This window comes from Xenorhabdus sp. PB30.3, from assembly GCF_963895965.1.
Classification (GTDB): Bacteria; Pseudomonadota; Gammaproteobacteria; order Enterobacterales; family Enterobacteriaceae; genus Xenorhabdus; species Xenorhabdus stockiae.
Genome location: NZ_CAWQMW010000122.1, coordinates 83646 through 96389, shown reverse-complemented (window position 1 = coordinate 96389; position 12744 = coordinate 83646). Strand labels below are relative to the sequence as shown.

Here is a 12744-nt window from a genome sequence, read left to right as displayed (position 1 = left end):
CATGGTTATCCAAACCCAATTAATTCATTATAAAACAATAAATTGACTTTATTTTCATTTAAAAGCTGGTATGAACTATTAGATTTCAACTACAATAAATGCTAATAATTGCCCTTTCATTATCTTCCCTGTCTTCATAAATCTTTTCATTCATCAGTATCAGTTTTTCTCATTGTATCTATCTGATAGAAACGGCTATAGTCCGCACAACTCAAGACTCTTGAGCAAAATATCACTGCTTGAATCACTACGACATATCCCTGTCCTTGGTATATGTCGTTATTGCCATTCGGCAAGATCCTGATGAGAAGCAGCGCATACCTGACTGATTTTTTTATGTGGAGACGACAGTAGTGAAACTGCTGCGCAAGAATGACAGTGCATTTGTACCTGTTGCGGGCTTGACTGTGTTTGCGATTGCTTCTGGTTACCTGATGAGCTTAATTCCGTTATCAATGGCGGGGTTCAGCATCGATACAGGCTACGCAAGCTGGTTAGCCAGTTCTTATTACGTTGGTTTATTAATAGGCTCACTCATGATTGAACCTGTTATTGCCAAAATAGGGCACCGTTTTTCATTTGTAAGTTTTTTGCTGCTTTTAGCAGCAACAGTTATGGTATTGCCTTTCTTTCCCAATAAAGAAATGTGGTTGCTTATTCGCTGCATAGCCGGAGTAGCTGTTGCCGGTGTTTTTGTGGTGGTTGAATCGTGGTTATTGATTGGCGACAGCCCTAAAGAACGTGCAAAACGTCTGGGTCTTTACATGACGTCGCTATATGGTGGTACAACACTCGGTCAACTGGGCATTGGCTTTATCGGCACTCAGGGAGTGATTCCTTTTGCAGTTATTTTAGCGTTATTACTGATTGCCACTCTGCCGCCATTATTTTTACGTCAGGGTCAGCCTCCGGCATTACAGCACCAGCGTCTGTCACTGAAAAAAATCACTCGTTTCAGTAAACCGGCAATTGTCGGCTGTCTGACTTCAGGGATTGTGATGGGGACTATCTATGGCCTGATGCCTTTATCATTGAGTCAAAGTAAGTTCAATACCGAACAGGTCGGTGTATTAATGGCCGCGATTATTCTGGGTGGAATGGCCATTCAGCCTATTATCAGCAAGCTGTCCATTATAGTCAGTAAAACCCTGTTACTGGCAATGGCTTCACTGTTAGGTGTATTTGCTGTCGGTATGACCTACCTTTCTGAAAGTTATATCGTCATGATCGTGGCGCTGGCGCTGTTAGGCATGTCATCTTTTGCCCTCTATCCACTCGCCATCACACTTGCCTGTGACAAACTGGATTCATCCTATATTGTCGCCGCAACTCAGGTTATGCTGTTAAGTTATAGTATCGGTTCTGCTATGGGGCCATTAGGGGCTGGGAACTTCATGTTTCAACATCATGCGGTTCAGCATACCGGAGCGATGCAGAATAATGGATTAATGGACTTCTTCTTCCTTGTCTTACTGACTACTGCGGTTTATATGCTATTAGCAGCTATTTGTCGCAAAGATCGTGTACTGGCAAATTAAAAACACGGAGATATTTTAATGCAGATACAGCAAGCTACCGAACATGATTTCCCGACACTAATCCAAATTTGGGAAGCCTCAGTGCGCGCCACTCATGATTTTTTACCTCTGGGAATGATCGATGAGTTGCGTCCATTAGTAAATGAGTACTTACCCAATCTGAACGTTTATAAGATAGTGAACGAGCAGAATAACGTGGCAGGTTTTTTAAGTGTCGAGCAAAATCGGGTGGAAATGCTATTTGTATCACCAGAGATGCGTGGAAAAGGCGTTGGCAAAATGTTATTAGAGTTTGCAATCCGTGAATTAAAAATTAATGAGCTGGATGTGAACGAGCAAAATCAACAAGGTGTCGGTTTCTACCAGTATATGGGGTTTAAAACTTTTTCCCGTTCAGAAACTGACGGGCAAGGGAATCCATTCCCGTTACTTCATATGAAGCTTGCATAATATTTGCTTGCCTGCAAAAAATATATTTATCACCCGGAATAAAAATTAATATTCCGGGTTAATGTTTTATCAACAGTTGTATAATTACTTATAAATAATTCTTCGTTCACTCGTTAAATAAGAAATAAATTAAATTATTCAACATCCATTAAAAAATAGTCTGTATCGAAAATGCTGTAAAATGAAAATTTATGTAAAAATAATTTAGATAAAGTTAAAGAATTCTTTAAAGTCAATATGATATATTTGGCAGACTCATAGCTACATTATAAAGCTCAGATAGCCAGCTTTCTAGGGATCATAGATAACCATCTACTCATTAAAGTAGTAACTTTAGCGAGTAACTATAGATCACCAAAGAGAAAATCTGAAAGATGATGAGTATATATCCAATAAAAAAGTGGTAGAATAGCGCCACTGCTTTTTTTATTTTGGATTTATAACTAATGAAGTATCTACAACAATCTGAAACTAAAACGTATTCAGGCATAAAACTGTTTACCGACCTTGTCGGGAAACGTATTACACCAGGGCTACACTGGCATTCCTCGAGCAATCGGGCGAAATTTGCTTTACGCAGTTTTTTTACACCTGTTTCTACATTTAAACTATTGGACAGAATTGCCAGCACACCTATTTATCAAGATATTTTAAAAAAACAACCGAGTTTGCCCTGTAAACCACATCGTCCATATTTGAGTATTAATTTCAAACGAAACCAGATTGTTCATGCAATTAGTGAGCATTATAAAATTTTATTTCAACAGCTTGCTCCGACTGTTATTGACAAGATATTTAATACTGATGCTTATTTACTGGCAACTATTCAGGGGAAAAACGAGTCGTTTAATATATATATAGACTCTTTGGATAACCTGAATAAAGAAGGTGAGCTATCTTTATATATGACTACAGAAAATAATGTCATTCTGGCAAAATGTGCATTCACTTTATTAAAAGTTAATGGCAAGCAAACATTATTTATTGGTGTATTACAAGGCCCAGCTAAAGGGGATAATTCTCTGGATATTATCCGTAATGCAACAAAAGAGTGTCATGGTTTATTCCCTAAACGTTTATTGATCGAATCTATTTGCCGTTTTGCTGAACATACCAACTGTGAGCAGATCTTAGCCGTCAGCAACGAAACTCATATCTATCGCAGTATCCGTTATTGGCATAAGAAAAAACACCTGATGGTGGCTGACTATAATGCGTTCTGGGAATCTCTGAGTGGTTCCAGAAAAGATAATAACGATTTTCATCTGCCATCAATCATTGAAAGAAAACCACTGGATGAGATCCCCAGCAAAAAACGCTCAGAATATCGTCGCCGTTATCAGTTACTGGATGATTTGGAGAGCCATATTAAAAGCGCTCTCACCCATTAATAATCATCACAAAAAACGAGTTTTCTGATACGACATTCAGCGAGGCTTCGCCATTAACCATGTAAGATGCGTTTTTATGGCAGGCCATTCGCTGAGTACTATACTGTATATGCAAGTATCCCTAATTGTGCCATTTTTTGTCCGTAAATGATTACGCAAAATGCCATCCAGCTTTGCCCCCAAGCGTTCAATTGCTCTGCGACTCTGCTGATTCAGAAAATGAGTGCGTATCTCCACAGCAACACAACCGAGTTTTTCAAACGCGTACTCCATTAACAGGTATTTTGTTTCTGTATTAATAGGCGTGCGTTGCGCTGATTTAGCATACCAGGTCGAACCAATCTCCAGCCTCGGGAGCGTATCATCAATATTCATATAGGATGTCATACCTACTGCCACATTCCTTTGATTATCAATAACAGCAAAAGGTAGCATTTTTCCCTGTGCATGTAGGCCCAGACGGCGGTCAATTTCAGCTTTCAAACCATCCGGAGCAGGTACATTGGCGCACCACAACTGATGTAATTGACCATCTTCAATAGCGTTGACGAACTCATCATGCCTTTCCTGCGTCAAAGGTACTAAAGTGACATGTTTTCCTGTTAAAGTGACTTGTTCAGTTATGTTTTGCATAATATTGTTATCCTTGGATATTTTTACTTTTTACTGCTATGCACTATTTTTAAAGACAACCTATAAACAAGGCTGATTTTTACCGGCGGCAGGGTAACTGAAAAAATCCTCATTATCTTAAATGAAAGTTAAATAAATATTACATTCATGTGAAGTGTTTTTGTGGGATTTATTCAAAATGAAATTTTATTTAACTAAATCTTCAAACCCATTGAGTAAGATGATTTCATGATATCTGTCACAATCAATTAACAAAGTGATTCCAATCAGACTGGAACCGTCTAAATTTGTACCAATCTCATCCGACCACTTAGCGAACCGCTAAGCCATATTGAAAACAATAATAATGTGTGAGTCGTCAAATTATTCGATGGAGACTGTAATGAGCAATTACCCTCACTTATTTACCCCTCTGGATTTAGGCTTTACTACCTTAAAGAACCGCGTCCTGATGGGTTCGATGCATACAGGGCTTGAAGAACACCCTGACGGAACCCGAAGGCTGGCTCAATTCTATGCCGAACGGGCTGCTGGAGGGGTTGCCCTTATTGTCACAGGGGGTATTTCTCCCAATCCACAAGGCGTAGTTTCGGCAGGTGCAAGTGTGCTGAACAGTGAAGATGAGTTACCTCACCATAAGTTCATTACAGATGCAGTACATCAGGCCGGTGGCAAAATTGCTCTCCAGATCCTGCATACCGGGCGTTATAGCTATCAAAAAAAACTGGTTGCTCCTTCTGCTCTTCAGGCTCCGATTAACCCATTTATCCCTAAAGAAATGACTGAAGAGGATATACAACAAACCATCAGTGACTTTGCGCGCTGTGCTCAACTGGCGCAGCAAGCCGGGTATGATGGTGTTGAAATCATGGGGTCAGAAGGCTATCTCATTAATCAGTTTCTGGTTGCCCGCACTAACCATCGGCAGGATCAATGGGGAGGCAGTTTCGAAAACCGCATGCGTTTTGCCATAGAAATTGTCAAAGCGGTGCGCGCTATCGTCGGGAAGCAGTTCATCATTATTTATCGCCTTTCCATGCTGGATTTAGTGGAAGAAGGATCTGACTGGCAGGAAATCGAGCAACTGGCTCTGGCCATTGAACAGGCTGGAGCTTCCATCATCAATACCGGTATTGGCTGGCATGAAGCCCGTATCCCGACAATCGCCACAATGGTGCCCAGAGCCGGGTTTAGCTGGGTGACCAAAAAACTGATGGGGAAAGTAAAAATCCCTTTGATTACGACTAACCGTATCAATGACCCCCATGTTGCAGAGCAGATACTCAGCGAGGGCTGTGCCGATATGGTTTCTATGGCGCGTCCTTTTCTCGCCGATGCGGAATTTATGCTAAAAGCAGAACAAAACCGGGCGGATGAAATCAACACCTGTATTGGCTGTAATCAGGCGTGTCTGGACAGAATATTTGTCGGTAAACTGACTTCATGTCTGGTCAATCCACGCGCCTGCCATGAAACAGAATTTATTGCTGAACCCGTGACTTCTCCCAAAACTATTGCCGTAGTCGGAGCCGGGCCGGCTGGTTTATCCTTCGCTACCACAGCCGCCAGCCGCGGGCACCATGTCACATTATTTGAGCGTGAAAATAAAATTGGCGGGCAATTTAATATTGCTAAGCAGATCCCGGGTAAAGAAGAGTTCCATGAAACACTGCGCTATTTTGAACGCCAGCTGGCGCTAAATGGCGTTGACGTCAGACTTAATCACACTGCAACAGTAGAACAACTTGCTTCATTTGATGAAGTCGTCATTGCCAGCGGCATTACACCACGGACACCCGCTATTGATGGCATTCACCATGAAAAAGTCCTGACTTATCTGGATGTGTTAAAGCATAAACGTCCTGTCGGGCCGCGCGTTGCTATTATCGGTGCCGGTGGGATTGGTTTTGATACTGCGGAGTATCTGAGCCAGAGTGGGCAAAGCAGCAGCCTGAGCAGCCACGCATTCTCTCAGGAATGGGGGATCGACCAGACGCTTTCTCACCGGGGCGGATTACAGCCAGAAGGCGCACGAGTGGAACTCTCGCCCCGGAAAATTTATCTGTTACAACGCAAAGAGACTAAAGTCGGGGAAGGTCTGGGTAAAACCACTGGCTGGATCCACCGGGCTAGTCTCTCAATGCGTGGCATCACGATGCTGAATAATGTCCAGTACCTGAAAATTGATGATCAAGGATTACATATCAGCCGTGAGGGTGAGCAGCAATGTCTTGAAGTCGATAATGTGGTGATCTGCGCAGGACAGGAGCCGCTGAAAGCGCTGTATCAGCCACTACAGGATATGGATAAAAGTGTACATTTAATTGGTGGAGCCGATGTCGCAGCCGAGCTGGATGCCCGCAGAGCGATTGATCAGGGAACCCGGCTGGCAGTAAAGATTTAGTGCAGAAATGAAAAGTTAATACAAATAAAGAGCGGATAAAAGAAGAGTGACAATAAACCTACCGCTTATTGTCACTCTTGCTGTTTATCATTAGCGCCGTGCTAACTCTTCAGGTACCTGTTTGGCATCTTCAGCCTGACAGACTGCGGCAGTAAACAATACATCTGTTGAGGAATTCAGGGCGGTTTCAGCCGAATCCTGCAATACACCAATAATTAAACCTACGGCAACAACCTGCATGGAAATCTCATTGGAGATACCGAACATACTGCATGCCAGAGGGATTAATAATAATGACCCGCCTGCTATCCCCGATGCTCCACATGCTGCAATTGCTGAAACCACACTCAGCAATATTGCTGTTGGAATATCAACAGATATACCCAGTGTATTTACCGCCGCCAGCGTCAATACCGTGATGGTCACCGCGGCACCCGTCATATTGATTGTTGCTCCCAATGGGATTGAGACTGAATAGGTATCCTCATCCAGATTCATACGGCGGCACATTGCCATGTTAACCGGGATATTGGCGGCAGAACTGCGGGTAAAGAAAGCGGTCACACCACTTTCGCGCAGGCAGTCAAAAACCAGTGGGTAAGGGTTGCGACGTATCTTCCAATATACAATTAATGGGTTAACAACCAGTACAACAACAATCATACAGCTCAGCAGTACAACCAATAGATGTCCATAACCGAGCAATGTATCGAAACCTGTTGTGGCAATAGTGGAAGCAACCAGACCAAAAATCCCGAGAGGAGCCAGACGAATAACAACACGAACAACCTGAGTCACCGCTTCAGCCAAATCCTGCACCACTGATTTGGTCGATTCCTTCGCGTGGCGTAATGCGATACCCAACCCGATTGACCATGCTAGAATACCAACATAATTCCCTTTCAATATCGCATCAATCGGGTTAGCAACCACATTGAGCAATACTCCCTTCAATACTTCAACGATATTATCCGGTGGTGACATTTGAGCTTCATTCGTCACCAGTATTAATGTTGACGGGAATAAAATACTGCCGATCACAGCGACAACAGCAGCAAGGAAGGTTCCCATAATATAGAGAACGACAATCGGTCGGATATTAGTTTTCTGGCCTTTCTTATGATTCGCAATAGAAGACATAACCAGAACCCAAACCAGAACCGGTGCAACCGCTTTCAAAGCACCGACAAAAAGCTCACCTAATAAGCTGGTTGATTGAGCAGCAGAAGGCATTACCCATGCCAGTAATACCCCTGCAATTAATCCGATGATAATTTGTGTGACTAGGCTTCCCTGTACAATATATTGCACAAAGCCTTTTTGTTGTTTTTCCATAGCCTATCCATTTGATATTTTGGCTTAATCAGCCTGTTGGTTTTGTGTTTGCTTTTCCAGTAGTAGGAAAGTTCAGAAAACTGAAAATAATAATTAATAAAAATATACAACCAACTCAACAAGTGATAACAAAATAGTCACATTTGTGTGATCCATTCTACACATTTCCTATTTCATCAGGCATCCCTGAAATCCCAAAAGGAATGAGGATTAAAATTTATATTTTATAATCAAATAATTATACGGATAACCCGCTTTGGCGATAGTCACCATCATCGGCATTATCTCCAATATTATTTATGGATTATTTTTACTATGTGATGATAAAACGAAGTTATTCTGGCTGGAAAAAGCAGAAATACAGCTATACAACAGGGAAAATCAGAAAACAGAGTTATTTTATGCAAACTTCGTAACTGAATTAATTAATTGATATCTCTGGGCGATGTTACTTTTATATTCATACAAATGTTCAATTGCTCACCAAAATTTTCTGTTTCACTACTGATGATTTTGTTAGAGTGTCCCTGTCATTTATTCATGCCATTTGAAAGGAGTTTGAAGGCTCATAATTGTCAATCCGTATATAACTTTTTGTATATTATGATTATTTAATAGTAAAAAATCATAAATACACCATAAAAGTAAGATGTAATCCTTAACCCGCGTTTTAGGAACATTTGATGGAAATTGTAACAGACCTTATTTATGCACTTTGGCACCAAGATTACGCAACACTAGCTAACCCCTCATTAGTTTGGGTCATTTACCTTCTGCTATTCACAATCCTGTTTCTGGAAAATGGGGTGTTACCTGCGGCATTTTTGCCCGGCGATAGTTTACTGATATTAGTTGGCGTTCTGGTTGCTCAGGATACAATGGATTTTTCCATTACATTAATTGTTCTTACCGCGGGTGCAAGTCTCGGTTGCTGGGTTGGCTATCTTCAGGGACGCTGGCTGGGGAACACAAAATTAGTGCAGGGATGGCTGTCCCATCTTCCTCCCCATTATCATCAACGTGCCCATAATCTCTTCCATCGTCATGGCTTGTCAGCACTGCTAATCGGCCGTTTCATCGCTTTTGTCAGAACATTACTGCCTACACTGGCAGGTCTTGCCGGACTGAATAATACACGTTTTCAGATATTCAATTGGCTCAGTGGTTTCCTATGGGTCATTATCCTGATGACTCTGGGCTATGCTCTCGGTAAAAGCCCCCTATTCCGCGAGTATGAACACTATCTGATGAACTTTCTGGTGCTGCTGCCTGTAGGTCTGTTACTGATCGGTTTAATTGGTAGCCTGACGTTTATCTGGCGCAAAAAACGCACAAATAATTCTACCCAATAATTCTCCCGCTTTATTTCCCCTGTAGCATTGCGGATAACCATGTTGCAGGGGTTTGAACACTAATTCCTGCTATATATTTAGGATTAATCTGTCGCATCATGTAATAATTTTTCACCATCTTGCCTTTAAACTCCTTACAAAAACGTCTATGGTAGAAATTCATTCACCGTATATATACGAGGAGAATTCCATGCCACAGAAAAAAAACTCTGACGAATTACGTGCTGAATTACAGTCCCTTGCGGATACTCTGGAAGAAGTTCTCAACAGCTCTGGTGAACAATCCAAAGCAGAACTGGAGAAAATTCGCAATAAAGCAGAGAAAATGTTGAAAGATGCCCGCACTGTTATCAGTGATGCCGGCGATAAACTTACAGGCCAGACCAAAGAAATAGCCGGTCGTGCAGATAATTATGTCCGCGATAATCCCTGGACCGGTGTAGGTATCGGTGCAGCAGTAGGTATCGTACTAGGTGTATTACTGGCAAGACGCTAATATGACGCAATTACCCCATTCACAAGGCCCGGGGAGAGGAGTATTTAATACCTTACGGCGAGTAGCAACTCTGATTGTCGGCATGGTTGAAACCCGAGTTCAGCTTGCAGCGGTTGAGCTGGAAGAGGGAGCCGCCACGCTGGTGAAATTACTGTTGCTGGTAGGGTTCACGCTGTTATTCGCAGCCCTTGGCATAACATGTTTGTTAATACTGGTCTTTCTGGCCGTTGATCCGGTCTACCAGATGACCATTATCGCTATTGCCGCAGGAACCTTGCTGCTTCTCGCCGTGCTTGGCACGATTTGGACTATCAGAAAATCCCGCCATCTGGCTTTTTTCAATGCTACCCGAGAGCAACTCAGAATCGATCGCAATATGTTGGAAAATGACCATGAATAAGCCGCGACGCCTGCAACGGGAAGAGCGCAAGCAGGCATTACTACAACAAATCCAGCTACAGCGTCAGTCTCTTTCAGAGCACGGTCAACAATGGCTCGCCCTTACCCGCACTTACGATCATAGCTGGCAGACACTGCTCTCTTTCAAACCTTACTTTGCTGTCGGCAGTGGCCTATTACTGCTCTATGGCATCCGCCACCCTAAAAAGCTTTATCGTTGGTCGCTCCGTATACTTGGCGTCTGGAAACTCATTGATACTGCCCGTAATATCTTTAACAAACGTTAATATTTTCTACCGGATTATTCTTTTTCAAATCTCTTTACGTATATTGTGGTATTCCTTCAAAAAAATTGCATTAAATTGTTAATATTCCTTACTATCAACCAATGACACCTCTCCTTAGAATACTCTCCATCAACAAATACCATCAATAAATGATGAGCTTAATTGTGCTTTTTAGAACACACGCCTGGAGACGTTCATGAAAAAATTTGAAGATAGTGGTTTATTAGTCGCACGTATTTTAATTTCAGTCCTGTTCATTATTGCAGGCTATGGGAAGTTAGGGAGTGCTTATGCAGGCACACAGGAATTCATGGAAGCAATGCACGTGCCCGGCATTTTACTGCCACTCACTATCTTGCTTGAACTCGGCGGTGGCCTCGCTGTACTGTTCGGATTGTTGACCCGTACGACAGCCGTATTCACTTTTATTTTCTGTATCCTGACCGCACTGCTGTTCCACTATGATTTTTCAGATGATATGAACCAGACGATGTTCCTGAAAAACTTCTCCATCGGTGCAGGTTATCTGTTGCTGGCAATGATGGGACCGGGCAAATTCAGTATTGACCGCTTGCTGAAAAAGAACTGGTAATTACCTGCCATAATACAAAATACCCTCACACAGCAAAGCCCCTATCACTCAGGGGCTTTTTGATAATACTACTTGAATAATTTAGGAATTTCCCGCAGGCACCATGCCTTGGCTTCTCCCATCCGATCACGCCGCCATGCCATAATAATGTTAGTTTCATGGATATATTCCGAACCAACAACCCGCAGACGACCTTCTGCAATATCTTTCTCCACCATCGGATAGGGCATTGTTGCGACCCCCAGACCGGCCAACAGCGCCCGCCGTTTATTTTCCAGCGAACTGACCGTTAACCGGGGTTGCTTATCCAGTAGCTGGACTGTCAGCACCGGGCGTTCTCTTGCCGTATCAGCTACCGCTATTCCTCGGTATTTAACCCGCGTAGCATCGGATAAAGGTTCCGGTTCATTGTGGATAGGATGATCCATACTGGCAACGTAAACATTCTTGATGGAGTAAAGAGGGCGTGAGTTGATTTCTGCTGATGCCCTGAAATGAAGATCTGGCGCAATCACAATATCTGCATAGCCAGTTTCCAGACGTTCCCAGGCACCTGCCAGCACTTCTGTGACTAATGAAAGCTGAGTATTCGATTTATTCGCCAGCTTGTCCACAAGGGGAAAGAGTGACTCAACAGGAAACAAGGCTTCACAGACGATAAATAAATGGGTTTCCCAGCCACGGGCAAGTGCCTGTGCATCGGTAGTGAGCTTGTCTGCGGCTTCAAGCAGTACCCTGCCCCGATCAAGCAACATTCGGCCAACATTGGTAAATTTTGTGCGATGTCCGGAGCGGTCAAACAGCACAACATCCAGCTCTTCTTCCAGTTTCTGCATGGTATAACTTAATGCAGAAGGCACTCTTCCCAACTCATCCGCTGCGGCCGCAAAACTTCCCCGACGTTCTATTGCATCCATAACCCGCAGGGATTCCAGTGTTAACGCTCGTTCTTTACCCATATATGTCCGTTACCCACAATTTCTCAGTCAGTAAATTTGAATATAGGGAGCAGATTAACTGGCTAACATTTCAACGTCCAGATAATTAAGATTGAGGCTAACAGTGTGTGGCAAGGAGAACATGCTCATGATAATAACCAGAACAGCAAATCAGTGTGGAAAAGCCGACTATGGTTGGTTAAAAGCGCAGTATACTTTTTCATTCGGTCACTATTTTGACCCAAATTTTTTGAACTATGGGGCACTACGAGTACTTAATCAGGAAATACTTGCCCCACAAACAGAACTCAAGCCAAAGGCTTATCCTCATGTCGATATCCTGAATATTATTCTACAGGGTGAAGCGGAATACCGTGATAGTGCAGGAAACTACATTCAGGCTCATCAGGGAGACTGTCTGCTATTTTCCACTCGTCAGGATCTACGCTACAGCGAGCATAATCTCAGTAAGAAAAAATCGCTGCATCGCCTGCAAATCTGGCTTGATGCCAAGCCACATCAGGCTCCGCAACCGGTACAGCGCAGGAGGCTATCAGCTCAGCCACTAACATTACTGGCTTCACCTGCCTCCGGAAAAAACAGCATGCACCTGCGCCAATCAGCGTGGATAAGCTACCTTATGCTACAAGCTGGTGAGGCTCATAACGTACCGTTACAGGGGAAACGCGCCTACCTGCAATCTGTCAGCGGTAATGCTGAAATCTATGCTGACAACAAGTCTGGAACAGCAACTCATGCCAATATCAGGTGTGGGGATGGGGTATTTATTCAGGATGAAACACAACTGAACCTGCGGGCAACTTCTGCATTTCAGGGGCTGCTGATCGATTTGGGAAATCAGTTACCCTGATCCGCTTTCCTGGACTAGGTGATGCGCTTTTTTATGGTAGACAAGCCGGTTTTGTAGC

Annotated in this window: 13 protein-coding genes; 10 read left to right on the top strand and 3 right to left on the bottom strand. The window is 43.1% G+C overall.

What is annotated here, in order from left to right:
* Positions 1-353: 353 nt before the first annotated feature.
* The 3 genes from AACX38_RS09570 to AACX38_RS09560 all read left to right on the top strand — a co-directional run bounded on the left by AACX38_RS09570 (position 354) and on the right by AACX38_RS09560 (position 3379).
* Positions 354-1538 (top strand): MFS transporter, encoded by a 1185-nt coding sequence (locus tag AACX38_RS09570; protein ID WP_099122333.1) that lies wholly within the window; start codon positions 354-356, stop codon positions 1536-1538.
* 18 nt (positions 1539-1556) lie between these two features.
* Positions 1557-1988: an acetyltransferase gene (locus tag AACX38_RS09565; RefSeq protein ID WP_099122332.1), complete on the top strand. Its 432-nt coding sequence runs from the start codon at positions 1557-1559 to the stop codon at positions 1986-1988.
* A 446-nt stretch (positions 1989-2434) separates the two neighbouring features.
* Positions 2435-3379 (top strand): VirK/YbjX family protein, encoded by a 945-nt coding sequence (locus AACX38_RS09560; protein ID WP_228862930.1) that lies wholly within the window; start codon positions 2435-2437, stop codon positions 3377-3379.
* 36 nt (positions 3380-3415) lie between these two features.
* Here AACX38_RS09560 and AACX38_RS09555 read toward each other — a convergent pair whose 3' ends face one another.
* The gene (locus AACX38_RS09555) at positions 3416-4012 is read right to left on the bottom strand and encodes a GNAT family N-acetyltransferase (protein WP_228862929.1); all 597 of its coding nucleotides are present in this window, start codon (positions 4010-4012) and stop codon (positions 3416-3418) included.
* Between the two features lie 382 nt (positions 4013-4394).
* Here AACX38_RS09555 and AACX38_RS09550 point away from each other — a divergent pair, with 382 nt between their 5' ends.
* The gene (locus tag AACX38_RS09550) at positions 4395-6416 is read left to right on the top strand and encodes an NADPH-dependent 2,4-dienoyl-CoA reductase (RefSeq protein WP_228862928.1); all 2022 of its coding nucleotides are present in this window, start codon (positions 4395-4397) and stop codon (positions 6414-6416) included.
* 90 nt (positions 6417-6506) lie between these two features.
* Here AACX38_RS09550 and sstT read toward each other — a convergent pair whose 3' ends face one another.
* Positions 6507-7751, bottom strand: a complete 1245-nt coding sequence (sstT, locus tag AACX38_RS09545) for a serine/threonine transporter SstT (RefSeq protein WP_228862927.1) — start codon at positions 7749-7751, stop codon at positions 6507-6509.
* A 683-nt stretch (positions 7752-8434) separates the two neighbouring features.
* Here sstT and AACX38_RS09540 point away from each other — a divergent pair.
* The 5 genes from AACX38_RS09540 to AACX38_RS09520 all read left to right on the top strand — a co-directional run bounded on the left by AACX38_RS09540 (position 8435) and on the right by AACX38_RS09520 (position 10877).
* Positions 8435-9103: a DedA family protein gene (locus AACX38_RS09540; RefSeq protein ID WP_228862926.1), complete on the top strand. Its 669-nt coding sequence runs from the start codon at positions 8435-8437 to the stop codon at positions 9101-9103.
* 190 nt (positions 9104-9293) lie between these two features.
* A complete protein-coding gene (locus tag AACX38_RS09535; RefSeq protein ID WP_099122326.1) occupies positions 9294-9599 on the top strand; it encodes a DUF883 family protein in 306 nt (101 codons plus the stop codon).
* A 1-nt stretch (position 9600) separates the two neighbouring features.
* A complete protein-coding gene (locus AACX38_RS09530) occupies positions 9601-9999 on the top strand; it encodes a phage holin family protein (protein ID WP_099122325.1) in 399 nt (132 codons plus the stop codon).
* Positions 9992-10285, top strand: coding sequence for a YqjK-like family protein (locus AACX38_RS09525; RefSeq protein WP_228862925.1), 294 nt, complete (start codon positions 9992-9994; stop codon positions 10283-10285). The genes AACX38_RS09530 and AACX38_RS09525 overlap by 8 nt, the downstream gene beginning before the upstream one ends.
* Positions 10286-10481: 196 nt before the next feature.
* A complete protein-coding gene (locus AACX38_RS09520; RefSeq protein WP_099109674.1) occupies positions 10482-10877 on the top strand; it encodes a DoxX family protein in 396 nt (131 codons plus the stop codon).
* A gap of 68 nt (positions 10878-10945) precedes the next feature.
* Here AACX38_RS09520 and AACX38_RS09515 read toward each other — a convergent pair whose 3' ends face one another.
* The gene (locus tag AACX38_RS09515) at positions 10946-11836 is read right to left on the bottom strand and encodes a LysR family transcriptional regulator (RefSeq protein ID WP_099122323.1); all 891 of its coding nucleotides are present in this window, start codon (positions 11834-11836) and stop codon (positions 10946-10948) included.
* A gap of 127 nt (positions 11837-11963) precedes the next feature.
* On the opposite strand from AACX38_RS09515, the gene AACX38_RS09510 reads away from it, so the two are divergent.
* Positions 11964-12686 carry a pirin family protein gene (locus AACX38_RS09510; protein WP_228862924.1) on the top strand — a complete coding sequence of 241 codons (723 nt, stop codon included), beginning with the start codon at positions 11964-11966 and terminating at the stop codon, positions 12684-12686.
* The last annotated feature ends 58 nt before the right edge of the window (positions 12687-12744 follow it).